The organism is Exiguobacterium sp. SL-10 (genome assembly GCF_004337025.1).
GTDB lineage: Bacteria > Bacillota > Bacilli > Exiguobacteriales > Exiguobacteriaceae > Exiguobacterium.
Genome location: NZ_SJUP01000001.1, coordinates 472,896 through 497,966, shown reverse-complemented (window position 1 = coordinate 497,966; position 25,071 = coordinate 472,896). Strand labels below are relative to the sequence as shown.

Below are 25,071 nucleotides of genomic sequence, written 5' to 3'. Positions count from 1 at the left end.
GGTCATCATCGCTGCGACAGTCATCGGCATCAATGCCATTTGGCGTCAGACAGAACGGAATATGTAGGTGTTTGCCATCGCTACCCTAGGTGTTGTCATCATGTTGTTTTTAGTGCATAAGCCCACCTTCTCCTGAACCTTTTTAAACGAAAAACATCCTCTTACTACACCATATGTAGCGAGAGGATGTTTTTAATAAACAGGTTACGTTTCAAGCAACGTAGTGATCCATGTCGACACCATGACGACGGCGACCGTCACCGGAATGATGTAGCGAATAAGGAAGCGCCACACTGGATACAGCTTCACACCGACATCCGACGTTTGAATCTCTTCTTTCAAGATGCGTTGATCAACGACATATCCGACGAAAATGGAGGTCAGAAGCGCGCCGATCGGCATCAAAACGTAGCTGACGACGTAATCCATCACATCGAAGAACGTCATTCCATCAAAGAATTGTAACTCGCTCATGACACCGAACGAGAGAGCTGAAGGAATCCCGACCGCGAAGACGATCGCCGCCGATAAGAGCGTGACGTTCCGTTTCGACATCGTCTGTTTCTTTTCATTCAGTCTGTCGGTCACACCGGCGACGACGACTTCTAGCATCGCGATTGACGATGTGATTGAGGCGAACGTGAACAAGAGGAAGAACAAGACCATGAAGAACCCGCCGAGCGGCACTTGATTGAAGACGGCCGGCAAGACAACGAAGAGGAGCGCCGGGCCTTCAGCCGGGTCGAGTCCTGATGCAAACACAGCCGGGAAAATCGCGAGACCCGCCAATAGCGAGACGGCGATATTCAATAGCACAATCATATTCGCCGAACGATTAAGCGTCCCTTTCGTCTTAATGTAGGACGCGTACGTCAACATGGCCGCGACTCCGAGCGATAGCGAGAAGAACGCTTGGCCGAGGGCGAACAAGACCGATTCACCCGTCAAGGCCGAGAAGTCAGGCTGCAAGAAGAAGCGAACCCCTTCCATTGCCCCGTCGAGTGTCAACGAGCGAATCACGAGCACGATGAAACTGACGAACAAGAGCGGCATCAAAATTTTACTCATCCGCTCGATCCCTGCTTCGACGCCTTTTAAGACGATCAAGAGCGTAATCAATAAGAACAAGAATTGACCGAACACGGCGATGCCTGGCGATGAAACGACATCCCCGAAGACGGCACCGAACTCGTCAGGCGAACGTCCATTCAATGTCCCACTTAATCCAAGACCGACATAAATCAAGACCCACCCGCCGATGACGCTGTAGAATGAGAGCAATAAGAAACATGCGATGACGCCGAGGTAACCAACGAGCGTCCAACGGCCGTGGCCGAGCTTTTTAAATGCGAGCAATGCCGTCTTTTGAGTCGAGCGTCCGACGATGAACTCACCGATTAACAACGGTAAACCGAGTAAGAGCGTGAACGCTAAAAACATGAGCAAAAAGGCGCCGCCTCCACTTGTGCCGGTGACATACGGAAATTTCCAGATTGCACCGAGACCAATCGCTGACCCTGCAGCCGCTAAGATGAATCCAATTTTTGAGGCGAACGAATTTTGCGCCATTACCATCCCTACTTCCTGTTTTCATATCTTTTTCATAATAATAGTGAAATACTAACACGGTTCAGAAACGAGGACAACAAAAAACAGAGAAAAGTCTGAATTCTTTTCTCTGTCTGTTCATTTAGTGGGATGGGACAAGAAACGTCAATTCACTCGGCAATACGTCGATGTGTAATGTGTCCGACTCGAAATGCTCCCCATCGACGTCGATAATCTGCGATTCACTCAAGTGGACGGTCAACTGGGGCATTTGCAGATGGACCCACTCCGGGGATGACTGTTCGAGCCCGAGTTGTTGCGTGAGCAGTTGCCGGATCATCGGAAAGCCGATGGCTGAACTGTGGACGACTTCGACGAGTCCGTCGGTGAACGACTGGGTCGGGAGTTTCGTCGGGACTGTCCCGAGATATGCCCCGTTCCCGACGTATAAAAAGCTGACCGGACCGTCATGAACGATTTCTCCGTCCTGTTCGATACGGATGTCGAACGGGTCGACTTCCCTGAACTGACGAATCGTCGCTAAAAAGTAGCCGATGGAACCGAGTGATTCTTTTTGAAGCGGGTCAATTTGCCGCGACGCATCAGCGATGAGACCGACCCCAATAAAATTGAGGCCGTACCGCTCATTGATCCGCATGACATCGACCGGTTGGACATGACTCATCTTCAATAACCGGGCCGCATCAATCGGTTCGACCGGTAAATCGAGGGCACGGGCAAAATCGTTACACGTACCGCCTGGGATGAGGCCGACCGTCGGCCGCTCGTCCTTCGGAAGTACCATGAGGCCGTTAACGACCTCATGCAGGGTCCCGTCCCCGCCGATGACAATCAAGTGTTCGAATGGAGCACTTTCCTCGGCGAAGCGGGCCGCATCTCCTTGTCCGAGCGTCTTTCGAATCAAAATCTCGTCATACAAGGATTCGACTGTCCCGACGACCTCACCGAGCATCGTTTCACTTGCACCGGATTTTGGGTTCGAGATAATCATGGCTCTCATAAAAGACCTGCTTGCTCCAGGAAGTCTTGCGCGACGTCATAAGCACGCTCATTCCCATACGCGACACGGCGGTTGAGTTCAGACATCTCTTCATCTGTAATTTTGCCGGCCAATTGATTGAGGGCGTCTTCGATTTCAGGGTGCTCGTCTAACGTTTCTTGTTTGAGTAACGGTGCCCCTTGATATGGCGGGAAGAACTGTTGATCGTCTTCAAGGACGAGCAAATCATTCTCAGCGATGTCAGGGTCCGTCGCGTAGGCATCGACGAGGTTGACGTCACCGCGTGCGATGGCACGGTAACGGAGTTTCTGTTCCATCGAGACGACAGATGGGAAGTCGAGTCCGTACGCCTGCTGAAGCCCAGGGTATCCGTCTTCACGGTCCGTAAACTCGAGCGTGAAACCGGCTGCAATGTCCGTTTGCACATTGCGTAAATCAGAAATCGATGTGATCTCTTCCTCTTCGGCGTAGTCGCGTGGGATGGCAATGGCATATGTGTTGTTGAACTGCATCGGCTCAAGCAACGCGTAACCGTCATCAGCCAACGCGCCACGCGCTTGTTCATATACTTCGCGAGCGTCATTTGAGTTTGGCGTCTCTTTCACGAGACTGGCGAGTACCGTCCCTGTGAATTCTGGATAGATATCGACATCACCGGATTGAAGCGCTCCCCAAACGAACGTCGTCTCACCAAAGTTTGGACGGACGGAAACGGTCAAATCGGTCTCTTCCTCAATCAACAGTTTATACATGTTCATTAAGATCTCAGGCTCAGGCCCAAGTTTTCCGGCGACGACGAGGTCGGTCTGTTGGGTACGACCGAGCGCGAGCGGTGCCGCGATGATCAGTGCCAACACGGTCGAAACAGCGATCAGCTTCGTCTTGTTACGCGTCGCCGTCGCACCTTCCATCTGCCGTAGCAGGAAGTCGAACAAGAGGGCGAGGATGGCTGCCGGAATGGCGCCAAGCAAAATCAAGTAGTTGTCATTCCGGTTGATTCCGAGAAGAATCAACGTCCCGAGTCCACCGGCTCCGACGAGGGCAGCGAGTGTTGCCGTCCCGACGATGAGCACCATCGCCGTTCGAATCCCGGCCATGATGACCGGCAAGGCGAGTGGGAGCTCGACTCTCATCAAGCTTTGGTTCGGTTTCATGCCACAAGCTCGTGCCGCTTCGATGAGCGATTTATCGACTTCATTCAAGCCTGTGAACGTGTTACGAAGAATTGGTAACAAAGCATATAATACGAGAGCGATCGTCGCCGGCAAGGCACCGATTCCGACGAGCGGAATCATAAGACCGAGGAGCGCCAATGAAGGAATTGTTTGAATGATGGCAGTGAGACCGATGGCGGTCTCGGCCACTTTCTTGCGGCGCGTCAACCAAATCCCGAGTGGGACCGCGATCAAGACGGCAATCAAGAGTGATACGACGGAGAGCTGTAAATGCTCGATCAGTGCCTCGACGAGTTCTCCCCGCCGGTTTTGAAATGTCTCAAGCATCTACCTCACCTCTTCCGCGTTGTGTAAAGTCGAGGACGAACGGGTCCGTACTCGCTCTGATTTCATCTGGAGTACCGATGACGACCAATTCGCCGTCACGCATCAAGGCGATGCGGTCTCCGAGTTTCATCGCTTCTTGCATGTCATGCGTTACGAAAAGAATCGTCTTCCCGAGTTCATCGTTCAAACGTTTAATATCGTCTTGAAGTTGTCCCCGGCTAATCGGGTCAAGTGCCGAGAACGGCTCATCCATCAAGATAACCTCTGGGTCGGCCGCGAGCGCGCGGAGCACCCCAACCCGTTGTTGTTGTCCGCCCGAGAGTTCGGTCGGTTTTTTAGCCCGCAAGACAGGGTCCAGTCCGGCAATCTCCATGAGTTCAGTTACGCGGTCTTTCGTTTTCTGTTTCGGCCACTTCAACAGTTCAGGGACGACGGAAATGTTTTCCTCGACCGTTAAATGAGGGAATAAGGCAATTTGTTGGAGTACATAACCAATATTGCGACGTAACTCAAAAATATCGAATTGATAAATCTCTTTCCCATCAATTAAAATTTTCCCGTCGGTATGATCGATTAGTCGATTCACCATTTTCATCGTCGTCGTCTTGCCACACCCGGATGGACCGATCAAGACAAAAATCTCCCCTTTGTGTACTGTCAAATCCAAGTCTTTGACGGCTAACGTCCCGTCTTCGTAGCGCTTGGATACGTTTTGAAATTCTATCAACTCTACCCCTCCTCGGCTCGTAACTTTTCATGAAAGTCAAATATTAGTTTGCCCGTTTCCAACGTTTGTTAAACAATGTAACGTGCTCGCATCGCCCGCTAACGCCCATATTAGGTGAATGGACGCTAAAAAAGGTCCTCCGGGAAGGAGAACCTTTAAATCATGGCAATGTGATGGTGACATGGCGACGGCCCCAATTGATGGCCTCGCTTTTCGTGTCGACCAGTAAATCGACGATGTTCCCTTTGATGCGACCGCCTGTATCGAGAGCAATCGCTTGACCAATCCCTTCGATTTGAACGATCGTTCCGAGCGGGATGACAGATGGATCGACGGCAATGATGCGCATGCCGTTAACATAAATCGAATCCGTCACGTCATGGCCTGTCGCCGTCAAGACCCGTCCCCCGTAAGAGCCGTTGTCAGCCGCATCGTTCGTATACGCCGTCGACTCGGCTTGAATGACGCGTCCTTGTGTCGAGACCGGTGTCACAGTCGCGCTTGATGCCGCTTGTTGCTTCATCTCGGCTTTCGTTGCGGCTTGACGTTTCGCTTCTTCTTGTCGTGCCTTCTCAGCAGCGACGCGTTTTTCTTCAGCTATTCGCTCTGCTTTCGCTCTCGCTTCGAGCTCGGCCTGTTCACGTTTGGCTTTTTCTTCGGCCAATCGTTTCTCTTCGGCAAGACGTTTCTCACGTTCGATTTTTTGTTGGCGCTCCAGCTCGATCGCCTGGCGTTCTAATTCAAGTGGGTTTTGGACAATTTTCTGTTCAGTCCCGATTCCAATTTGGGCGGCATCGGCCGTCGCAGCAAACACGAACGTTCCGAATGCGGTAAATAGGATCGCGACCATATATTTTAATGAATGCATAGTCAATAGGTCAACACCTTTCTCGTCGTCTAACGAACAGGAGTAAATTTACCATGCTGTTCTAACCACGAGAAGAGATTTTGATGAAGTGAAATATTTCTGACACATGACGAAAGAAGAGGTTACAATCTGTAACATTTGCTGTTTAGTCAGTATTACCAAGCGATTCCGCAAAAAATTACAGATTCGTTACAATATCGCCTGTAACAAATCTGTAATCTGATTGTCATTCTGTTTCAGCTTCAATTGACCGTAGATTATGGGGTCTCACCATGCCCCATGGCGCTACGTCGACATCCACTTCGAACGTTTTCGCTCCTTCGATCGCCGACGTTTCTTCCTCAACGACCCGATACGAACTCATGTCATCGATATACACTTGCCGGTCGTAATAGTTAGCCCGTGTGCCACCGAAGAACGGTCTTGAACTGACCCGATCGATGGTCGCGTACCCATCGTCCCCGGTCTTGAACGAGACGTATATGGTCCCTGATTCGACATCTTGTCTGCCTTCAAACGAATCATACTCTAAATAGACAACGTCCCCAAAGAACGGGTCATACGGCTCATAAGACGTCGCTTTGAACGTATATGTTTCTCCAAACCAAGAGACCGCATAGACGAGCAAAATAAAACCAATCGCAATCACTACTTGCACAACCGGCACTAACCAAGGCGTCCATCGTTTCATGTCTGAGCATCCCCTCTCGAACGGCTACGCCACCATAATGCGAGCGACAACGCGAAGACGATCAATGCTCCGATGAGGAAAAACAATGAAATGTCGAGTCGATCCCAAACGTAAATGAAATAGATCGTCATTTGGATGAGCAAGAAATAGATGAAAGCGAGGACGATCGGTTTGCGGTTATGGTCTTGATAGACGAGATATGCGAGTGCGACCACTTCGAGCAATACCGCAAGCAAGATGCCCGTGTCTTCGAATAACGAAAACGGAATGACGGCGAGTAAGCTGACCCATATCAAATCCTGGCGCCGGTGCAACAAATAGACAGCGACGAGAACGACCGACAGCATCGTCGCTTCGATGACGGACGGTTGTCGCTGGGACAACCAGCCTTCTGTCGCATTGATCAAATAACCAATCGATAGGATCGCCGCGACGAAGAGGTACAAATAATTCCACTGTCCCCGCTCGCGATAAACCAAGAATAAGATATGCAAGGCGGCAAGTGCCCATAGCGGCCAAAAGCGACCTTCGTAACCTGCGTATTGACCGATTGTGATGAGGAGACCATAAAAGGTGAACCAGGCGAAAATGCGATCAAGCTCGTTGTCTCCGTAATGGAACCAAATCCAGGTCACAATCAGACCGAACATGATCAACAGGAGTCCGATGCCTTGAAAACTGTTCGTGATCGCCAAAAAGGCAGCGAGCGCAGCCAAGAACGTATAAATGGGATGCTTATACATCAATCTGTGTAGGACTGCGACGGCAAGGAATAACCAGAATAAGAACGGAATTTGCGAGGACAGATTATACGTCGAGAAAATGACAATCATTGTGGCGACAAAAAAAGCGACGCCCAACAGACGGAACAGTGTGACATAACGCGATGCCTTCACTTGCAGGCGTTCGGCCGCAACGTACATCGCAACCATGAATGATAAGAAAATGGCTATTTTGATGAGGTCGGGAATCGCTTGCCAATTGGCCGCGACAAAGCTGAAGAGGCTGAGCGCCAGTAAAATCGATCCGATAATCACAAGAATAGGCGGTTTGTGCTCACGTTTGTCACCGACCGCCAATTTCTTATGTTCATATTCGACCAAGCGCTGACCGGTCACTTCATCCAGTAAACCGGCCTCTTTCCATTCACGTACTTTTTTGTCAATGGACACCTGAATCATCCCTTTCGGTTAAAAGGTCAGCTGGCGCGTTCGATCAATTCCAAATCTGTTTTCAATAAAACTTGTTTCTCGAATTCGAGACCCAGTTGTTGAAATTCTTCCATGATGGAAACGTCCCCGATGACCGTATTGGTCAATACGGCAGTCACTTCTGCGACCCAACCTTCACGAGTTGACTTGACGATATCACCCACAACGAATTCTACAGACACACCCATTCACTTCCAATCTTAAATTTGTTTCTATCATTATAACGAAATTATATCGGTTTGAATACGTTTTCTTTAAGCCGTTTAATAAATTGTGTCAAAATTTTTCCAGTCAATCCCCAAATAATGTAGTCTTCATGTTCATAAAAAGGTTCTCTCATTTTAATTACCCGTTTTTCGTACGCTTTAGCATTCGCCATCCGCTCAAACGGGATATTTTGATCCGGATTCATCGTCCATTCCATCTCGCCATGGAACGGGGCGAGCAAAAGCAGCGTCTCGACCGGAACGGAAAATAAGTGATCGACCTCATCTGTGTGATGGACGTCCGGCAGCCGCGGAATCACCCCAACGAACGGGTAGATGAGTTGACGATGCGGCGTCGCGACCGGTTGCAGGCGACCGATGACTTCGATATCAGACAAGGCGAGCAACAGCTCCTCACTCGTCTCTCGGATCGCAGCCTCGACCGGCGTCTCACCAGGATCGAGGCGGCCGCCCGGAAATGAAATCTCTCCGGGTTGACGTCGCATCGTATGGGCGCGTACTTCAAAGACGACATGCCACGTCCCGTCGACCTCGGTCAACGGAATCAGGACGGCAGCCGTCTGTTCATAGTTTTCTTCCATCGAGAAACTGTCACGCAAATGTTGTTCCGTGATCCATGATTTGTCCATTCTCTCCACCTCGTTCTCTTTGTTTCTACACTTCCACCGCTGTCTCCTCGTTTAAACGCATCAAATGTCGGAAATATCATTATTAACGATAGGAGTTGGTGGATGTGATGGATAAAAAAGTTGATGTATTAATCGTCGGAGCGGGCCCGACCGGACTCACGCTCGCGTTGACGTTAGCTAGGTATGGAATCTCATTTGAAATTATTGATCGTAAGACGACACCGTCGAACAATTCCCGTGCCATCGGGATTCAACCTCGGACGATTGAAGTGTTCTCTCGTCTTGATGTCGCCAAAGAAGTGCTCGGCCGGGCACGGACTATCGAGAAAGGTAATCTGTACTTCTCGGGTCAATGGACGGCCAAGCTTGAATTTTCTCGTCTCGTCACGCCCTACCCGTTCGTGACGCTACTACGACAAAATGAGACGGAAGCGATTTTAGAGGATGCGTTAAATGGACACGGTCATGCTGTCCAACGCGGCGAATCACTCGTCTCATTGACGCACTATCCGTCCCGAGTTCTCGCCCACCTTGAGTCGGATGCGTCGAATCGGACAATCGAAGCTAAATACGTCGTGGCGGCCGACGGAGCGAATAGTTCGATCCGACGGATGCTTGCCCTTCCGTTCAGCGGGAAGTCGTTTAAAGAGTCGTGGGTGCTCGCCGATATGAAAGCCAAGTGGAATATTTCGCGCGAAGAAGTGCATATCTTCTTTTCCGACCGGGGCGTCTTAGAAGTATTCCCGCTCACGGATGACACGATCCGCATCACGGGAAACCTCGCGAACGATGAATCGTTCAACGAGTCAGAGCTGCGCAAGTTAATCGAACAGCGCAGCCATATGGAAGTCGAGATTGACGAAGTCGAATGGTTCTCGCTTTTCCGGGTCCATAACCGGATGGTCGACTCGTTCATTCACAACCGCGTCATTCTCATGGGAGACGCCGCACACATCAACTCACCCGTGGGCGGACAAGGCATGAACACCGGTATCGCCGATTCGTTCAATCTCGGTTGGAAGTTGTGGCTTCATTTGAAAGCCGGTGCCCCGTTCCGCGTCGTAGCCTCGTATCGCGACGAAAGAGAGCACGTGGCTCGTAACGTGCTTCAGACAACGAACGTGGCGACGGAAGTGTTACAGACGACATTACCTGTCCTCTTGCCGTTCCAAGCGCTCGGTGCCGACGTCTTTACGCGCGTCAACTTAATCAATCAAAAAATCACGGAACGGATCGCCCAACTACACTTGTCTTATCCCGGACATTCCCGAATTCCGTTCTTGCGTGTCGCCAAGGGTAAGATTTTCCCAGAAATCGAGATCATACGGACCGACGACGGGTTGCGCACCAAAATCTCGGAAATCGCGGACGGACGGTTCCAAGTCATCATCCTCGACGATGATCAGCGTGATGCGACCGCACTATATGACTATTTGAACGACCATCAATCGTTCTTCCAAATCATCACACTTTCGAAGACGAGCCGCCCATTCTTCGACCAAGGTAACGAACTCGCGAAGTCATTGTTCATGAAGCGTGGCGTACTCGTCATCCGACCAGACGGTTATTTGCTTCATAAACAGCGGCATCTCCGTCCTGAGTCGTTGCAACAGACGATGGCGGCTTGGTTGCCGGCACTATGACAAGAGCTCCACTCGTCACGAGTGGAGCTCTGTTCACGCTCGATTGTAATACAGCGTCCCTGGCTTCGAGAGCGTCAAATCGTAGAACGCCTCAAATGCTTCGATGTCTTCTAACTTGCGAAAATCGACTTTATCTGTCTCTTCATTCGGAATTGCGATGATGATACCCTCATCCGTTTGTTTGATCATCCCGGTCTGTCCGTTATGGATGCGGATGTAGAGCACGTGCTTATCCTCTAATAGTGTCACGGCTTCGCGACGCGATTGAATCGTTGTTTTCATGGTCATCCCTCACTTTCTTTTGAGTATACCGGTCTATCGTTGTTGCTTTCAAGCGGTTGCGCCCTTAAAATTATGTAAAGAAGGGGTTGAACGCTTTGAACTTGGAAACAATATTGATTATCGTCTTAGGCATCACATTCGTCGTACTCGTCTCGATTCGCGCCGTCCGTAACTTACAGTGGGTCCGCTTCGGTGAGGCGTTCGGCAAACAAGGCGAGGCGCTACTCGACGACTATACGTATTTGACGGAACAAGGCATCACCTGCCGTGTCGAACACGGCTTGCCGACCGGCCGTCTGTTCCGGCCGCTTGCGAAAAACTTGGACGACCGGGTCGCATTGTTCGTTCATCGCAAGGATGAACAGAAGGCCCGACAATTATTGAAATAAAAATGGCGCTGAAGCTTCAGCGCCATTTTTATTTATGTACTTGACGCTCCGAGCAATAGTAGGCAATGTGTTTAATTGTCGCCTCCGATAACAGCTCGAGCTTCGTTTTCGTGATGACGTCGTCGATCACATCGAACGTATCGGCACAGTTCGCCTTAATGCGTTCGACTTTGAGACGCGGCGTCTCAGGGAAAATTAAAAATGACGTGACGGGGACAGCCTGTCCGCATTGCCTCTTCAAGACGCTCCGGACGTGCTTCGTCATCCGCTCAAGTTCTTCCATCGGATGTGGATAGATGTTTTTCCAACCGAGCGGCGTCTCGAGACGACAGTCACGGTTCGTCATATGGACGGCCGACGTCGTCCGATTGATGCGGACTAAAAAGACGCCTTTCGGGCCGACCAATACATAATCGAGCACATCATCACCGAGTTCGACTTGTTCGATCATCATCCAATCAAACCGGCATGTGTGACGGATGATTTCGACAATCTCGTCCGTGTACGACTTCGGCGGTGTGATGACTTCTTCTTTCGTGCGGAACAAGCCTTTCGTCTGTCGTTTTTCAGGCTCTTTTTTGACGGCCGTCAATACTTGTAACATCGTTCCCACCTCCTCACTTTATTCGCTTGGACCGACCTGTTTTCCGAAGACAGCCTTTTCTAAATTCGAGATGCGACGCAACATGTCATAGTTCGACGCGACCGGTTGGGCAGGTTTGAGCGGCTCTGTTTGTTCATTCGAACCACGACGGAGCGATTCGTTCTCTTGACGCAACCGCTCGATTTCTTTCGTCATCTTCTCATAATCGCGGATGACGACGTCTAAAAATTGGTCGACTTCTTCCTGTGAATACCCACGAAGGGCGGTCTTGAACTCTTGTTTATAAATAGCTTCAGCTGTTAATTCAGTTTGCATCATATTCACTCCCAATGTTGTTCCCATTGTTTTTCTTCTTCAATCACGCGCAACTCTTCCTGCGTGATCAAGAATAACTCCATCTGGTGTTTTCGTTTAGCCCCTTCGACGAGAAAGCGAGGGCTTCCTCCCGTCTCTTCGTCATACAGCGTGATTAATCCTGCTGCTTTGTCTAAAAAGAAGGCGGTTTTTGCGCGCAACTGGCTCGGGTCTTCGTAAGGACGCTGGGTCAGTGCTTCAAAAAAGTCAGCCTCGAGCTGTAAACGAATGAACAATTCTTGCTCATACGGTTTATACTTCTCTTCCATCTGTAAAAAAGGTGGAAATACGGCGATTTTGATTGGATATGTTTCTCTTAACTCTAACAATACTTCTCCAGCCCATAATTCACAACCGTTCGTGCCACTAAAAATGAACCATTCGGCCCCAAGTTCGATGGTTTCGACTATTTTTCGTTCATACGCTTCTTTGATGATGTCGATACCAGGATGGTCTGCTTTAAAAATACCGAGCTCATGCGGCCGATATCCTGTGATGGCGACAACTTTCATGTTCGCTTCCTTTCTAGCCGGTTCATCCGATGGCGCAGCGCTCGCATCTCGGTCAAGGCGGTCTGTCGAAGCACCGTCTCTTTCCGTTCTGCCAAGGCGATGGCCTGTTCGGTATAGGTGATGGCCCGATTGATATCTTTTTGGCGATGTTCGGCGTATTTCGCCAATTCGACGAGTGCCTCGACCGTACCGACCTGTTCGAACAGCGGCAGCGCCTGCTCCATCTGGCCGGTCCGTTTCAACAGCAACGCTTGACGCATCAAGGCACGTTTCGTCGGCCGTTCGAGGCGTTCATATTCTTGAAGCGCCGCCTCGGCGTTGCCGAGATCGTTCAACCAGTGCGCCCGTTCTTCGCCGAACGGTGTCTCGTCAGCTTCGACGAGATGACAGAGCCGTTTATAGAGCGAGACGAGACTTAAGCAGTCGGCGTGATGGTGGTCGATGACCGGCTGTAAAATATCCGGTTCCCGGTCCTTCACATATTGGAAATAGTGCATCGGTGCCAAAAATCCCGGTAGGTCATCTGTCCGGGCGTGGCCGAAATGTGCCTCAACCGCTTTGAGCGAGACCGATTCGAGCGTCGGTTTGAGCAATCGCCGCGAGGCATGCAACAAATCGACATGGCCGACGGCTGGCAGCGCCTTGACTTTTGAGCGGACGAACGTGTGCCTCGTTTTGATTTGGGGCCAGTCGAACGACTTGCCGTTATACGTCACGAAACGTACCTCGTCGCCGATGTCGTTCAAAAAGTGATAATAAAACGCCGTCTCGAACGCCGGGTGCGGTAACACGTACTGGATCATCTCGAGATGGTCCCTTTGGAAACGTGCGAATCCGATTAAAAAGATCGAAGTTCCCGATCCGCGGAGCCCCGTCGTCTCGGTATCCATGAACAATACCTGTTCGGATGGGACATCGACTTGAAAGAACGGATGGGTCGATCTCGCGAGCGAGGCTTTCGCCTCTCCGAACGTATAGTCATGATACGTCTCGTCGAGCGGGTAAATCTGCTTCAGTCGAACGCACCACTCTTGTTCGAACGTCAAGATTTCTCCGCCTCGATCTCGCCATTTCGCCTGTTCGACGTCGTCCGGTGTAACGGCGACTTGTTTCGGTTCATTCGTTTTGATGAGTCGTGATAGTTTTGCTTTCATATCGTTCCTTTCAATGCATGCAACTGTCTGACGACCTGCTGTTTGAAATCACCGTAGCCGATCATTCCGACGCAACGCGGACAACCGCTCTCGCACGGGCAGTCCTCGATCGTACGAATGGCCGCGTCCAAGACCTCATCGGCGTCGCGATAAAGTGCTTCGCTCAGCCCGATTCCGCCTGGATAGCGGTCGTATAAATAGACGGTCGGTTTGTTCGTATGGGTCGCTTTCATTTGAATCGTCGTGAACAAGTCGAGCGTGTCACACATCAAATAGAGCGGGGCGAGCCGCCGCAAGAGATCGCTGACTGCTTCAAGCTGATCTTCCATATCGGCTTCCGAGTACGCGAACCGGTCGTCTAGCGTGAACCAAGTCGCCGTCGTGTGCAGTTCTCGTTCAGGCAAATGGATTGGTCCGGAACCGATATTCTCGTGCGTCCCAAATTTGATTTTCTTGAACAGTGTAGCCATCGCGATGACCGACACTTCCCCGAACGTCTTCACGCCGGTCGTCTTGTTCTCTTCTAACACTTTCAGTTCGACCGCCAAATTGGAGTCCGTATAGTAGTCGACGTCGACACGTCGGACGTACGCTTTTTTCTCTTCAAAGTCGAGTCGTTCGACCTGATATTGCTCGGCTCCATGCAAATAGATGGCCTCGTCATGCAGTAACGTCATCGCGCTGAACGTATCCATCTCGCCGATGACTTGGTTCTTCGCGGTTTGATCGACGATAACGACGTTCTCTTGGTCACTCGTCCGAAGCGAGATGTCGTGAGCCGGGAACGCGTCGGTCATCCAATAATATTTATTGGCCCGTTCATGCAAGATGTGCGCGTCCGTCAAGAAATCGAGAATGTCTTCCGTCTCGACCGTCCCGAACCGTTCCCCTTTTTGGAAAGGCAGTTCGAACGCGGAACATTTCATATGGTCGACGAGAATGATCAAATTGTTCGGGTCGAGCCGGGCCGCTTCCGGAGACCGGTCTAAAATCAAATCGGGCTGCTCGACGACGAGTTGGTCGAGCGATGACGATGAGGCGACAAAAATGACGAGCGCCTCGGAATGACGGCGTCCGGCCCGGCCCGCCTGTTGCCACATCGATGCGACCGTCCCTGGATATCCGTTTAAGACACAGGCTTGCAACTGGCCGATATCGACACCGAGCTCGAGCGCATTCGTCGAGACGACGGCTTTGATTTCCCCGTTCCGGAGGCGGCGCTCGATTTCACGGCGTTCTGACGGCAAATAACCACCTCGATAGCCAACGATCGACTTAGGACCGAGCTCGCGCCGCGTCAGTTCTTGTAAATACGTCAACAACACCTCGACCCGTACCCGTGAGCGGGCGAAGACGATCGTCTGAATGTCCGCTTCGACGAGCTTTGAGGCAATCCGCTTCGTCTCGAGCGTGGCGCTCCGACGAATCCCGAGCGCCTCATTGACGACGGGCGGATTGTAAAAAATCAAATGTTTCTTCCCTTGTGGTGCCCCGTTATTGTCAACGAGGACGACGTCTTCCTCGGTCAACAGTTCAGCCAACTCGACCGGGTTGGCAATCGTCGCCGACGTCATGATCCATTTCGGATGACTCCCGTAATAGGCACAGATCCGTTTCAGGCGGCGGAACACGTTGGCGACGTGGCTACCGAATACCCCTCGGTACGTATGCAACTCGTCGACAACAATGTATTCCAAGTTCTCGAACAATCGAATCCATTTTGTATGGTGCGGCAAGATTCCAGAGTGAAGCATATCCGGATTCGTGATGACGATATTGCCGGCGTCCCGCACTTTCGTACGAGCCGCTGGCGCCGTGTCCCCATCGTATGTGAAACAACGAAGGTCACCTTCGAGCGCCTCGACCATCTCCATCAAATCACTGTTTTGGTCTTGGGCGAGCGCTTTTGTCGGATAAAGGTAGAGCGCCCGGGCCGTCGGTTGTTCAATCATTTTCGATAAAACCGGCAAATTGTAACAGAGCGTCTTCCCGGAAGCGGTCGGGGTGACGATGACCGTCGAGTTGCCGCGAGACGTCTGCTCGATTGCTTCGGCTTGATGGGTGTATAGTTGTTCGATTCCGCGGCCATGGAGCACTCGGACGAGATCTGGCGGGACGCTCGATGGAATCGGCGCATACCGGGCCGGCTTCGCCTCGACCGTGTGCCAATGCGTCACGTTGCCCGAAAAACCCGGGTCGGTCTTCAGCGTCTGAATCATTTCTTCCACGGAACGTTTTTTCCGCATAGAGTTCACCTTCTTTATGATTTCGAAGGTGCGAGACGTTCCACGACAGCCTTGACTTGGCTGATCCGTTCGTCGCGTACGAGCCGATGGACGGCCGGCAAACGGAGCACGTCCATCGCTTTAAACGAATCGGCGACATGCTCATTTTCTTCTTCGAGACGCGTGATCGCATCGTCAAACAACCGTTGCGTCGAGCGTCCGAACAAGACGATGGTATGTAGCTTCGTACACTTCGAGTGGACCGCTTGTAAATGCTTCGTGTAACGCTGCACCGCTTTATGATAATCTTCATGCGTCGCGAGCGCTTGGCGCTTGCCCTGCAGAAGTTCAGGGTAATATGACTCGTCGCCGAGAAACATCGTCTCGACGCCGATCCGTTTCAAATAGGGATGGCCACTGGCCTCGGCCACGGCTTGATCATCAATCAAGCGTCCGAACGGAATCGATTCCTCGAGGAGCAACCGGCCCATCTTCAAGCCATTGACGCCATGTAACGGGATGCCTAAATCATCCTCTTGCAGTCGGTCGATCACAAACAATACTTTCATCTTACGTTTCAATGAGAGTTGTACCATGTGTCACCATCCTATTCGCTTTCTTTTCATTATAGCAAATGAAACAGAAAAACAGGGCGCTGATGTCGCCCTGTTTCCAGTGAGTCGGTTCAATCACGACCACCGTTGCCATTCCCATTCCCATTCCCGTTGCCGTTGTCACGGCCTTCCGAGTCTGATGTCGATTGACGGTCAACGTCCCCGTCCGAATCCGATTCCTCATCGGTTGTCGGTTCTTCTTCGGTCGGTTCTTCCGTGTTCTCGTCTTCGGTGTTGTTGTCGTTTCCGTTATTCTCATTGTTTTCGTTATTGCCGTTGTTCTCACCATCGGTTTGCTCGCCTTCCTCTTCAGGAGGCGTCTCTTCCGTGGCTGGTTCTTCTTCCTCTTCGGCCGCAGGCTCTTCGCTTCGTTCGACCGTATAAGAAGTTTGAAGCGGGCTCGACTGTTGGTCACCGACGAGCGCGTTCGTCGCGTTAGCCACAATCGTGAACGTCGTCTCCCCTTCACCGAGTCCGGAGATGGCGATACTCGTGTCTTCAGTCGTCCCGACGACACGCTCGCTACCGTCTGGACGTTTCTCCGTCACCGTGAACGAAAGTCCTTGGTAACCAGCGGCTTGAACCGCTTGTTTGTCGTACGACCATGAGAGCGTCCCCGTTTCACCCGGTACGTCATAGTCGACTGATGCGCCGGTCGGCGCAGCAAGTTTGTCCGGCTGTAAGTCTTTCGGTTTCGTCCCTTTGACGTACAACTCGTTCCCGAGCGAAAGCACCGATTCCGGTTGTTGGAAGCGATCCGGTTGACCCGTCGCTCTTGTCACTTCTTGCATCATATACTCGAAGTAATATTGGGCGTAGTTCGGTTTGAACACCGATACTGGTATGTCATTTGAACGGCCCGTCCATACCGAAATCGAGTAGTCGGTCGTATAACCGGTGAACCATTTGTCCTTCTCATCGCCCTTATCATCGTTCGTCGTCCCGGTCTTCCCGGCGACGTCGTACGGGAACGCGCCTGGTTCATACGTCCCGTTCGACCCGCTGACGACGTCACGAAGCATGTCCGTCAACATATAGGCTGTATAGTCTTCCATCGCCTGCTTCGCTTTAATCGGCGAGTTGATCGTCGAGCCGTCGTTGAACTCGATTTTTTGGATGACGTGCGGCTTCGTATACATGCCGTTCGTTCCGAGCGCAGCGTAAGCAGCCGCCATTTGTGTCGTGCTTGCTTCCGCCGTCCCGAGTGCGTTCGAGGCGTTCATCTCGTCGCCCGACATCGACGGCTCGATGCCGACGTTCTCGACGAACGATTGAATCGCCTCTTGGCCGAACTCGTCACGTACTTCATAGAAGGCACGGACGGCCGGTGTGTTACCCGAGATTGTCAAGTAATAGCGCATCGTGTTGGCACCACGGAAACCTTCGTAATAGTTTAGAGGCTTATAATTTTCATCCTCGTCAAACGCTTTGTCAATCAATACTTTCCCGGTCGACCATTGCGCGTTTTCAATCCCTGGACCGTAATCGAAGAACGGCTTCGCCGTCGATCCGATTTGGCGTTTCTCGCGCGAATAGTCGCGATAGTTCTTATCGCCTTGTTTCGCCTGTTCACTGTCGATGACGGCGACGATTTCACCCGTCTTCGTGTTCAACACGGTCGCTCCCATACGAAGATCTTCTGGGAACGCACTTGTTGGAAGGTTGACGTTATCATTCTTAATATCGCTATTGAACTTTGTATGCAAGTCTTTATTGATGGACGTATACACTTTCAAGCCCGTCCCGTAAATGTCGGCCTGCTCGAGACCATAGTCTTCCTCGAGCTCGGCTTGGACGCGAGCGTAAATCGAGCGCGTGTACGTCTCTTCTTCTGTTTCTTCACCTGGCGAGATGACGTCAGCAATCTCGACGTCAAGTGCCTGGTTGTATTCTTCTTCCGTGATATGTCCATCTCGCTTCATCGCTGAGAGCACTTGCTCTTGACGATAACGCGTCAGTTCCTGATCCCCGTTGATCGGGTCATAGGCGCTCGGACGTTGCGGGAGACCCGCTAAAATGGCCGCCTCTTGGTAGTTCACTTCTGAGACCGGTTTATTGAAGTAGCGTTTTGATGCCGTCTGGACACCATACCCGCCTGTACCATAATAGTTTTTGTTCAAGTACATCTCGAGGATTTGCTCTTTCGTGTACTCGCGCTCAAGTTTGATGGCGAGCCACTGTTCTTGCAGCTTCCGCTTCAATTTCTTGTCGGTCGACAAGAACGATTGTTTAACGAGTTGCTGCGTGATCGTCGAACCGCCTTCGGCCCCAAAGCCGTCCGTCAAGTTCGCGACCACGGCGCCACCAATCCGGCGCAAGTCGATTCCATTATGTTCATAGAAGCGGCGGTCCTCGATCGAGATGACCGCTTGTTGCATCACTTCCGAAATGTCATCGATGGAGACGTACTCCCGAATTTGTCCGCTTCCTTCGAGCGGCTCTCCTTCAGCTGATAACAGCTGAATCGGGTACGTATCGACCAACTTCTCTTCGTCGAGCGGTGGTGCCGTCGCGATTGCATACGCCGTGTATGCGCCGCCGGCGATGACGCCGATAATGAACAAAATCCCTAGTATCGTGAATATGCGCCGAAACTTCGATTTTTTCGTCTTTTGTTTCGACTTTTTGGCCGCTGGTTTACGTTTATTGGTCGTCGTATCTTGTCGACGTGCCATCCGACTTCGTTCCATTCATGCTTCACTCCTTCTATTTCAATCGAGCCACGCCTCAATCGCCGTCAAATAATCAACGGCCGGCATCGCCCGGGTTGGAACTTCAATTGCTTCTTGCTCGATATAGGAGAGCGGAATCGACTTACGTCCTGATTCGCGCTGTTCCCACCAAACTAATAATTGCTCCGTTGATAACACATATTGCGTATTATAGCGGCTAAACCGAATGATGACAAAACAAACCCCTCCATGCCGCTCACACTCGCGCATATGGTTGATTTGGTGGTCGTGGAAGTTTCCAAGCGGGAACGACGTCTTATTGTTCGTCTCCTTCGCCTCGAAATCGATATATCTCCCGCGATACACCCCGTTATAATCGGTCGTCGACGCTTGCTTGAAATACGCTTCGGTCACTTTCGCCGCGCTCCGTTTCGGGTAATCGACTTTCACGATTTGCAGTGGTGTCGGTTTCTTATGGATGACCGCTCGCCCGTGAAGTCGGTAAAACTCGTTCGTGTCGTTCAGCAGCGTCTCGAGGTTCATTCCTCGGTTCGCGTACGTCTGCGGATTAGAGCGGACCGGCGTTGCCGCAGGTTTCGGCTTTTTCCCGTTCGGATAATGGAACAATGTCGTCACCCCTAGTCTCTAGTTTAACAGGTTGGTCCAGCCGTTCCTTCCGTCTGAAGTCTGATTGTCGAGTTCTGTCGCTCGACTCCTCTGTGGATTTTCCGCAATCCATATCGTACCAAACTCCCGTATGTTAAACTAGTAGGTAGTTCATTGTGTAGTCAAATTGACACGACCTTGTTACGGAAGAGCTATTTATTTTTCTGAAATAAGTCTTCTACTTATTAGCCATAATCAAGACGGATTAAACGCAGATTGACGTAAGTTTGAAAAAGTGTGCAATTAATGTGCAATCAGCAGCGTAAACCAAGGTTGGAAAACAATTAGCAGGCTCGCTTAGATAAGCGGTTGGGCCATGGTTGGAGGAGTAAGATGGAAACACAAAAGAAGTATGTCATGTTCGTCGACGAGACGGGCACGCCTAAAGGGAATACCCAGTTCAACCTTACCGGCGTATTGATGGAATATAAATATGCGATCGATGCCGACGAAGCCGGGATACCGTGCGAGTTGAAGCGCCGATTACATGCCTTCAAGCGCGATGTGTTCAAGACGGAGAATATCCCGCTCCATTTAAAAGAGATCTTGAAGGCCGAGCATCCGTATGGGAAAGAGGACGGTATCACGATCGATATGCTTCGTGACTTTTGGAACAAGTTGCCGGATTTTCTGCGCGACATTAACTGTACGATCATCAGTGTCGAAGTCGATAAACAAAAACTCCGCGACTTCTATTCGACACCGAAAGATCCGTACGTCGTCGCTTTCGCCCACTTGATGAAATCGTTTTATGCGTTTTTAGAAGAGACGGAAGCAGTCAGCGCCCGTGTCGTCTTGGAGTCGCGTGATGATTATCAGAATTTACTCATCCAAAAGGCGTTCTTCGACATCTTCAATTCGGGAACAGTCCATCTCGATGTCGAAAAGTCCCGACAAAAGATCAAAGGCTTCATCTTCTCGGAGAAACAACATACAATCTATCAGTCTGGGCTTGAAATCGCTGACCTCGTCTGCCTCCCGCTCTCGCGTGTGCGCCGTGGCGTCATCGAAGTGAAACCACGGTTCGTCCATTATGGGGATGAGAACCGGATCTTCAAAGCCATCAAGGACAAGATTTACATTCGTAAAGAAAGTCCTGACCAAGATTTCCGTAACTGGGGATTCAAAAAAGTACCGATCACGAAAAAACGCCGCGAATGGAGCGACCATCCGTGGAACCATTGAAAACTGCCTTGCCGAATATCGGCAAGGCAGTTTTTTCGTTCATTGTCCCTTCGCTTGCTTGGACTTCATTCGTTTCTTCCCTTCGCGGCACATATCGAGCAGCGGACACGTCTCGCAGGCAGGACGTTGCGCTTTACAATGATAGCGTCCGAAGAAGATGAACTGGTGATGGAGCTGTGACCATTCTTCACGTGGGAACTTCTTCATGAGCGTGTCCTCGACTTGGCGGACGTTGTCTTTCCAGCGACAGATACCGAGCCGTTTCGAGACGCGCTCGACATGCGTATCGACGGCGAACGCCGGTTCATGAAACGCGACGGACAAGACGACGTTCGCCGTTTTGCGTCCGACGCCAGGCAATGCCTCGAGCGATTCACGGTCGGACGGGACGATTCCGTCGTGACGTTCCACGATTTGCATCGAGAGCGCCTTCACGTTTTTCGCTTTATTGCGATACAGACCGATGCGTTTGATTAACGCCTCGATGTCGGCGACGTCGGCCGCTGCCATCTGTTCGACGGTCGGATAGGCCTCGAACAGACCAGGCGTCACTTTGTTGACGAGCGCATCGGTCGCTTGCGCCGATAAGGCCACGGCCACGACGAGCTCGAACGGGTTGCGGTGCGTCAACTCACAGTGGGCGTCCGGGAACATGCGACGCATCGTGTCCGACACTTCCGACAATTGGGCTCTCGTCAACATCACTTTTTCCTCCGTTGATAATCGACGAGGTCCTCGAGCGACTCGACGTTATGGTCTTGCCACACCCGGAGAATCTTGTCCATATATTTGAAGTTGCGCACGTTGCGTAGTTTCGCTTCCCGAAGCGCAGCCATGATCAGCTCTTCACTGAAGCCGTCCTCGGTCAACCAGCCGACGATCTGCTCAATCTCAAACGGGGTAATCGTCCCGAACTCGCGCTCAAACGTATGAATGATGTTCTCATTCAACGAATGGGCCGATTTTTCAGAGGTTGCCCCTTCATCGAGTGCTAAGAATAACGGGAGCAGACTGTACCGTTCGACCTCGGCCGACGCATCGATGGCAATCAACTCTTTTTGGAGCAGACCGAGCAACACGGCGCGGGCCTCGCTCTCGGCCACGTTCATCCGGTCTCCGAGTTCACTCGGAAGCGGCATCTCGATGCCTTCCCCGATCATTTCCAGCAGATGGATGACGAGATTGAACTCAATCGGCGTCAAGTTGAGGCGACGTGCCTCGGTGAACAGTTTCCTCGGAACGACGACTGGATTTTGTTCGAACAGCTTGATTATATTATGTGCATCCATGTCGCACATCCTTTCTAGACAAATCAATCGGGGAAGACAACGTCATCCCCGATCGGCGATTATGGGTGAATGCGGTTTAAGAGACGTGGGAATGGAATCGCTTCGCGGATATGTTCGATGCCGCTAATCCAAGCGACCGTCCGCTCAAGGCCGAGACCGAATCCAGAATGCGGAACCGATCCGTATTTACGGAGTTCGAGATACCAATCGTAAGCATCTGTCTCATCGAGGCCTTCTTTGATAATCTCTTCCTTCAAACGGTCGTAGTCGTCTTCACGCTGCGAGCCGCCGATGATTTCGCCATAACCTTCTGGCGCGATCAAGTCGGCACAAAGGACGAGTTCCGGGTTCTCCGGGTCGACTTTCATGTAGAACGGTTTGATATCTTTCGGCCAATGTGTGATGAACACCGGGAGGTCATGCGCGTTGGCGATGGCCGTCTCGTGCGGCGCGCCGAAATCGTCGCCGTACTCGATGTCGTCAAAGCCTTCCTCTTTCAAGAACTTGATCGCATCCGTGTAACGGACGCGCGGGAACGGTGCTTGTACTTTCTCAAGTTTTGACAAGTCGCGTCCGAGCAGTTCCAATTCGTTGCGGCAGTTCTCGAGCGCCGATTTGGCGATGTACGAGACGTAGCGCTCTTGGAGCTCGAGGCTCATATCGTGGTCGAAGAACGCCATCTCCGGCTCAATCATCCAGAACTCAATCAAGTGGCGGCGTGTCTTCGATTTTTCAGCCCGGAACGTCGGTCCGAACGAGAATACTTTCCCGAGTGCCATTGCGGCAGCCTCCATGTAAAGTTGGCCCGTTTGTGACAAATAGGCCGGCTGTCCGAAGTAATCCGTCTCGAACAATTCTGTCGTGCCTTCCGGAGCGCTAGACGTGATGATCGGTGGGTCGATTTTCACGAAGCCTTCTTGGTTGTAGAACTCGTACGTGGCCCGGATCAATTCATTACGGACTTTCATGATCGCGTGCTGACGGCGTGAACGGAGCCATAGGTGACGGTTGTCCATCAAGAACTCTGTCCCGTGCTCTTTCGGTGTAATCGGATAGTCGACCGATTCCGCGATCACTTCCATCGCCGTCACTTCGAGTTCGAAGCCGAGCGGCGTGCGTCCGCCGTCCGATTTGACCGTACCTGTGACCCAGACCGAAGTCTCTTGCGTCACGCCTTTAGCGAGCGCAAACAAATCTTCAGCTACGTCGGCTTTGACGACGACAGCTTGGGCAAAGCCGCTCCCATCACGAAGTTGAAGGAACGCGATTTTCCCGCTCGAACGTTTGTTGGCGATCCAAGCTCCGACCCGGACCGTCTGGCCTTCATAGTCTTTAAATTGGCTGATTGAAATAGTTGTCATGTTCATATCCATCCTTTCGCTTATCGAGCGTTACGTGTAATGAAGTCTTCCACTCGATCGAGCGCTTCTAATACCCGTTTTAATTCTGTTGCATAAGACAAGCGGACGTAGTCGTCCTGTCCGAAACCTGAGCCCGGGACGAGCGCGACGAACGCCTCACCGAGAACGGCCTCGCACCACGCATCGACCGAGTCGTAACCGCTCATCGTGGCCGCTTCTTTGGCGTTGGCATATAAGTAAAATGCGCCTTGCGGCTTCAAACATGTGATCCCTGGGATTGAGATGAGTCGATCATAGACGATCTCGAGTCGTTCAGCGAACGAAACGCGCATCATCTCGACATCATCTTGCGATCCGTTGTATGCTTCGACCGCCGCCGCTTGCGCGATCGACGTCGGATTCGATGTCGAGTGCGACGCGAGATTCGTCATCGCCTCGATGATCGTCTTATCACCGACCGCATAGCCGATGCGCCATCCCGTCATCGCATGCGACTTCGAGACGCCGTTGATGATGATGGTCCGGTCTCGCATGTCAGGCAACGTCGCGATCGAGACGAACTCCGCATCGCCATAGACGAGTTTCTCATAAATCTCGTCACTGACGACGAGCAAATCGTGCCGTTTGACGACGTCTGCAAGCGCCGACAGTTCGGACTCTGTATAAATCATACCGGTCGGGTTCGATGGGCTGTTCAAGATGACCGCCTTCGTCCGGTCCGTGATGGCCGCTTCGAGCAGCTCAGGCGTCAATTTGAACATCGTCGCCTCGTTCGTGTCGACGTAGACCGGGACGCCGTCCGCGAGCTTCACTTGCTCCGGATAACTGACCCAATACGGTACTGGGATGATGACCTCGTCCCCTTCATCTAAAATCGCTTGGAAAAGTGCATAGAGGGCGTGTTTCGCACCGGAAGCGACCATGACCTCCGGACGGGTGAACGTCAAGTTGCTGTCGCGTTTCGTCTTTTCGATGATTGCGTCTTTGAGTGCGACCGTCCCGCCAGATGGGGTATACTTCGTATCGCCATCGCGTGCGGCCTGACAGGCCGCCTCGATGATGCGTTCAGGCGTATTGAAGTCCGGTTCGCCGGCCCCTAGCCCAATCACGTCTTGACCCGACGCTTTTAACGCTTTCGCTTTCGCCGTGATGGCGAGTGTTGTTGAAGGTGTCAACTGCTTTACACGTTGTGCCAATAGATGTTCCATGGAGATCCCCCTCTAGTTTCGTCAAGGCGAGTCCGTCAATTGGACCCGTCGAATGAATTCGCCCGCTTGGAGCGTATAATACGAGTACGTGTAAGACGTGCCCGCTTTTGTCACGACCTCGATCAATGCCCGTTCGTCGAAGCCATACTTACAGCTGACGAGCGTACCACCGGTCTCCGCGACCGAGTCGGCACAGATTTGATCCAAATCGACCGTCGCGATATCCCGTGTCACGATTGGCAACTTATCATCGACTGGCACGAACTGGACCCGATCCGTCTCCTCGAAGACGACGTACGGTTCTGTCCCGTTGAACAACTCGGCACGTTCAATCGATACGGACGGTTGCTCGGCGACGAGTCGCTCACGCGCTTCCTCGATCATCTTCTCTTTCGTTCGCTCGGTGTGGCCGACCGTGAACCAATAAATGCCACTAAATACGATGACGACACCGATGAGTGCCGTCATGAACGCAATCACTACTTTTGT

At 51.7% G+C, this 25,071-nt stretch carries 25 protein-coding genes and 1 pseudogene; 3 read left to right on the top strand and 23 right to left on the bottom strand.

The window, feature by feature from the left end; genetic code table 11:
* Window positions 1–204: 204 nt before the first annotated feature.
* The 9 genes and pseudogenes from EVJ33_RS02520 to EVJ33_RS02480 all read right to left on the bottom strand — a co-directional run bounded on the left by EVJ33_RS02520 (window position 205) and on the right by EVJ33_RS02480 (window position 8,424).
* Entirely contained in the window at window positions 205–1,569 is a 1,365-nt protein-coding gene (locus tag EVJ33_RS02520; protein WP_131434125.1) for a sodium-dependent transporter, read from the bottom strand.
* A 121-nt stretch (window positions 1,570–1,690) separates the two neighbouring features.
* Window positions 1,691–2,569, bottom strand: coding sequence for a diacylglycerol/lipid kinase family protein (locus EVJ33_RS02515; RefSeq protein WP_131434123.1), 879 nt, complete (start codon window positions 2,567–2,569; stop codon window positions 1,691–1,693).
* The gene (locus EVJ33_RS02510; protein WP_131434121.1) at window positions 2,566–4,071 is read right to left on the bottom strand and encodes an ABC transporter permease/substrate-binding protein; all 1,506 of its coding nucleotides are present in this window, start codon (window positions 4,069–4,071) and stop codon (window positions 2,566–2,568) included. Before EVJ33_RS02510 ends, EVJ33_RS02515 begins: the two co-directional genes overlap by 4 nt.
* Before the next feature lie 10 nt (window positions 4,072–4,081).
* Window positions 4,082–4,798 (bottom strand): annotated as a pseudogene (locus EVJ33_RS02505) (ABC transporter ATP-binding protein); the annotation flags it as partial.
* A 160-nt stretch (window positions 4,799–4,958) separates the two neighbouring features.
* Window positions 4,959–5,666, bottom strand: coding sequence for a 3D domain-containing protein (locus EVJ33_RS02500; protein WP_131434119.1), 708 nt, complete (start codon window positions 5,664–5,666; stop codon window positions 4,959–4,961).
* A 226-nt stretch (window positions 5,667–5,892) separates the two neighbouring features.
* A complete protein-coding gene (locus EVJ33_RS02495) occupies window positions 5,893–6,357 on the bottom strand; it encodes a GDYXXLXY domain-containing protein (RefSeq protein ID WP_131434118.1) in 465 nt (154 codons plus the stop codon).
* Window positions 6,354–7,538, bottom strand: a complete 1,185-nt coding sequence (locus EVJ33_RS02490) for a DUF2157 domain-containing protein (RefSeq protein ID WP_131434117.1) — start codon at window positions 7,536–7,538, stop codon at window positions 6,354–6,356. Before EVJ33_RS02490 ends, EVJ33_RS02495 begins: the two co-directional genes overlap by 4 nt.
* A gap of 17 nt (window positions 7,539–7,555) precedes the next feature.
* On the bottom strand, window positions 7,556–7,756 hold the full coding sequence (locus tag EVJ33_RS02485; RefSeq protein ID WP_131434116.1) for a DUF2187 family protein: 201 nt from the start codon (window positions 7,754–7,756) through the stop codon (window positions 7,556–7,558).
* 41 nt (window positions 7,757–7,797) lie between these two features.
* Complete coding sequence (locus EVJ33_RS02480; protein ID WP_131434114.1) at window positions 7,798–8,424, bottom strand: NUDIX hydrolase; 627 nt, start codon at window positions 8,422–8,424, stop codon at window positions 7,798–7,800.
* A 107-nt stretch (window positions 8,425–8,531) separates the two neighbouring features.
* Here EVJ33_RS02480 and EVJ33_RS02475 point away from each other — a divergent pair, with 107 nt between their 5' ends.
* On the top strand, window positions 8,532–10,067 hold the full coding sequence (locus tag EVJ33_RS02475; protein ID WP_131434113.1) for an FAD-dependent monooxygenase: 1,536 nt from the start codon (window positions 8,532–8,534) through the stop codon (window positions 10,065–10,067).
* A gap of 33 nt (window positions 10,068–10,100) precedes the next feature.
* On the opposite strand, the gene EVJ33_RS02470 is transcribed toward EVJ33_RS02475, so the two are convergent.
* A complete protein-coding gene (locus EVJ33_RS02470) occupies window positions 10,101–10,349 on the bottom strand; it encodes a hypothetical protein (protein ID WP_131434111.1) in 249 nt (82 codons plus the stop codon).
* 95 nt (window positions 10,350–10,444) lie between these two features.
* Here EVJ33_RS02470 and EVJ33_RS02465 point away from each other — a divergent pair, with 95 nt between their 5' ends.
* On the top strand, window positions 10,445–10,738 hold the full coding sequence (locus tag EVJ33_RS02465) for a hypothetical protein (RefSeq protein ID WP_021067239.1): 294 nt from the start codon (window positions 10,445–10,447) through the stop codon (window positions 10,736–10,738).
* Window positions 10,739–10,766: 28 nt separating this feature from the next.
* Here the strand turns inward: EVJ33_RS02465 and EVJ33_RS02460 are convergent, their stop codons facing one another.
* The 8 genes from EVJ33_RS02460 to recU all read right to left on the bottom strand — a co-directional run bounded on the left by EVJ33_RS02460 (window position 10,767) and on the right by recU (window position 19,509).
* Complete coding sequence (locus tag EVJ33_RS02460) at window positions 10,767–11,342, bottom strand: nuclease-related domain-containing protein (protein ID WP_131434109.1); 576 nt, start codon at window positions 11,340–11,342, stop codon at window positions 10,767–10,769.
* An 18-nt stretch (window positions 11,343–11,360) separates the two neighbouring features.
* Complete coding sequence (gene gpsB, locus EVJ33_RS02455; RefSeq protein ID WP_483297297.1) at window positions 11,361–11,657, bottom strand: cell division regulator GpsB; 297 nt, start codon at window positions 11,655–11,657, stop codon at window positions 11,361–11,363.
* A gap of 5 nt (window positions 11,658–11,662) precedes the next feature.
* A complete protein-coding gene (locus EVJ33_RS02450) occupies window positions 11,663–12,208 on the bottom strand; it encodes an SLOG family protein (RefSeq protein ID WP_131434105.1) in 546 nt (181 codons plus the stop codon).
* Window positions 12,205–13,362: a ribonuclease H-like domain-containing protein gene (locus tag EVJ33_RS02445; RefSeq protein WP_131434103.1), complete on the bottom strand. Its 1,158-nt coding sequence runs from the start codon at window positions 13,360–13,362 to the stop codon at window positions 12,205–12,207. Before EVJ33_RS02445 ends, EVJ33_RS02450 begins: the two co-directional genes overlap by 4 nt.
* Entirely contained in the window at window positions 13,359–15,608 is a 2,250-nt protein-coding gene (locus EVJ33_RS02440) for a DEAD/DEAH box helicase (protein ID WP_131434101.1), read from the bottom strand. Before EVJ33_RS02440 ends, EVJ33_RS02445 begins: the two co-directional genes overlap by 4 nt.
* A 14-nt stretch (window positions 15,609–15,622) precedes the next feature.
* A complete protein-coding gene (locus EVJ33_RS02435; RefSeq protein ID WP_236634507.1) occupies window positions 15,623–16,183 on the bottom strand; it encodes a hypothetical protein in 561 nt (186 codons plus the stop codon).
* A gap of 89 nt (window positions 16,184–16,272) precedes the next feature.
* Window positions 16,273–18,891, bottom strand: coding sequence for a transglycosylase domain-containing protein (locus EVJ33_RS02430; protein ID WP_131434099.1), 2,619 nt, complete (start codon window positions 18,889–18,891; stop codon window positions 16,273–16,275).
* A gap of 21 nt (window positions 18,892–18,912) precedes the next feature.
* Window positions 18,913–19,509 (bottom strand): Holliday junction resolvase RecU, encoded by a 597-nt coding sequence (recU, locus tag EVJ33_RS02425; protein WP_131434097.1) that lies wholly within the window; start codon window positions 19,507–19,509, stop codon window positions 18,913–18,915.
* A 363-nt stretch (window positions 19,510–19,872) separates the two neighbouring features.
* Between recU and EVJ33_RS02420 the strand changes: the two genes are divergently transcribed.
* Window positions 19,873–20,724: a DUF3800 domain-containing protein gene (locus EVJ33_RS02420; RefSeq protein WP_131434095.1), complete on the top strand. Its 852-nt coding sequence runs from the start codon at window positions 19,873–19,875 to the stop codon at window positions 20,722–20,724.
* A 39-nt stretch (window positions 20,725–20,763) separates the two neighbouring features.
* Here EVJ33_RS02420 and nth read toward each other — a convergent pair whose 3' ends face one another.
* Genes nth through EVJ33_RS02395 form a run of 5 tightly spaced genes read right to left on the bottom strand, consistent with a single transcriptional unit; the run spans window position 20,764 to window position 25,062 of the window.
* Window positions 20,764–21,426, bottom strand: coding sequence for an endonuclease III (nth, locus tag EVJ33_RS02415; protein ID WP_131434093.1), 663 nt, complete (start codon window positions 21,424–21,426; stop codon window positions 20,764–20,766).
* Window positions 21,426–22,013, bottom strand: a complete 588-nt coding sequence (locus EVJ33_RS02410) for a DnaD domain-containing protein (RefSeq protein WP_131434091.1) — start codon at window positions 22,011–22,013, stop codon at window positions 21,426–21,428. Before EVJ33_RS02410 ends, nth begins: the two co-directional genes overlap by 1 nt.
* Before the next feature lie 59 nt (window positions 22,014–22,072).
* Window positions 22,073–23,374, bottom strand: a complete 1,302-nt coding sequence (gene asnS, locus EVJ33_RS02405) for an asparagine--tRNA ligase (RefSeq protein ID WP_131434089.1) — start codon at window positions 23,372–23,374, stop codon at window positions 22,073–22,075.
* A 20-nt stretch (window positions 23,375–23,394) separates the two neighbouring features.
* Complete coding sequence (locus tag EVJ33_RS02400; protein WP_131434087.1) at window positions 23,395–24,582, bottom strand: pyridoxal phosphate-dependent aminotransferase; 1,188 nt, start codon at window positions 24,580–24,582, stop codon at window positions 23,395–23,397.
* A 21-nt stretch (window positions 24,583–24,603) separates the two neighbouring features.
* Entirely contained in the window at window positions 24,604–25,062 is a 459-nt protein-coding gene (locus EVJ33_RS02395; RefSeq protein ID WP_236634506.1) for a hypothetical protein, read from the bottom strand.
* Between the last annotated feature and the right edge of the window lie 9 nt (window positions 25,063–25,071).

Coding starts and splice junctions, on each gene's coding strand:
- EVJ33_RS02495 (WP_131434118.1), bottom strand. CDS start 6,357: ATGAAACGATGGACGCCTTGGTTAGTGCCGGTTGTGCAAGTAGTGATT.
- EVJ33_RS02510 (WP_131434121.1), bottom strand. CDS start 4,071: ATGCTTGAGACATTTCAAAACCGGCGGGGAGAACTCGTCGAGGCACTG.
- EVJ33_RS02460 (WP_131434109.1), bottom strand. CDS start 11,342: ATGTTACAAGTATTGACGGCCGTCAAAAAAGAGCCTGAAAAACGACAG.
- EVJ33_RS02435 (WP_236634507.1), bottom strand. CDS start 16,183: ATGGTACAACTCTCATTGAAACGTAAGATGAAAGTATTGTTTGTGATC.
- EVJ33_RS02445 (WP_131434103.1), bottom strand. CDS start 13,362: ATGAAAGCAAAACTATCACGACTCATCAAAACGAATGAACCGAAACAA.
- nth (WP_131434093.1), bottom strand. CDS start 21,426: ATGTTGACGAGAGCCCAATTGTCGGAAGTGTCGGACACGATGCGTCGC.
- asnS (WP_131434089.1), bottom strand. CDS start 23,374: ATGACAACTATTTCAATCAGCCAATTTAAAGACTATGAAGGCCAGACG.
- EVJ33_RS02450 (WP_131434105.1), bottom strand. CDS start 12,208: ATGAAAGTTGTCGCCATCACAGGATATCGGCCGCATGAGCTCGGTATT.
- EVJ33_RS02515 (WP_131434123.1), bottom strand. CDS start 2,569: ATGAGAGCCATGATTATCTCGAACCCAAAATCCGGTGCAAGTGAAACG.
- EVJ33_RS02480 (WP_131434114.1), bottom strand. CDS start 8,424: ATGGACAAATCATGGATCACGGAACAACATTTGCGTGACAGTTTCTCG.
- EVJ33_RS02420 (WP_131434095.1), top strand. CDS start 19,873: ATGGAAACACAAAAGAAGTATGTCATGTTCGTCGACGAGACGGGCACG.
- EVJ33_RS02500 (WP_131434119.1), bottom strand. CDS start 5,666: ATGCATTCATTAAAATATATGGTCGCGATCCTATTTACCGCATTCGGA.
- EVJ33_RS02470 (WP_131434111.1), bottom strand. CDS start 10,349: ATGAAAACAACGATTCAATCGCGTCGCGAAGCCGTGACACTATTAGAG.
- EVJ33_RS02440 (WP_131434101.1), bottom strand. CDS start 15,608: ATGCGGAAAAAACGTTCCGTGGAAGAAATGATTCAGACGCTGAAGACC.
- EVJ33_RS02520 (WP_131434125.1), bottom strand. CDS start 1,569: ATGGCGCAAAATTCGTTCGCCTCAAAAATTGGATTCATCTTAGCGGCT.
- EVJ33_RS02485 (WP_131434116.1), bottom strand. CDS start 7,756: ATGGGTGTGTCTGTAGAATTCGTTGTGGGTGATATCGTCAAGTCAACT.
- EVJ33_RS02410 (WP_131434091.1), bottom strand. CDS start 22,013: ATGGATGCACATAATATAATCAAGCTGTTCGAACAAAATCCAGTCGTC.
- EVJ33_RS02430 (WP_131434099.1), bottom strand. CDS start 18,891: ATGGAACGAAGTCGGATGGCACGTCGACAAGATACGACGACCAATAAA.
- EVJ33_RS02490 (WP_131434117.1), bottom strand. CDS start 7,538: ATGATTCAGGTGTCCATTGACAAAAAAGTACGTGAATGGAAAGAGGCC.
- EVJ33_RS02475 (WP_131434113.1), top strand. CDS start 8,532: ATGGATAAAAAAGTTGATGTATTAATCGTCGGAGCGGGCCCGACCGGA.
- EVJ33_RS02400 (WP_131434087.1), bottom strand. CDS start 24,582: ATGGAACATCTATTGGCACAACGTGTAAAGCAGTTGACACCTTCAACA.
- gpsB (WP_483297297.1), bottom strand. CDS start 11,657: ATGCAAACTGAATTAACAGCTGAAGCTATTTATAAACAAGAGTTCAAG.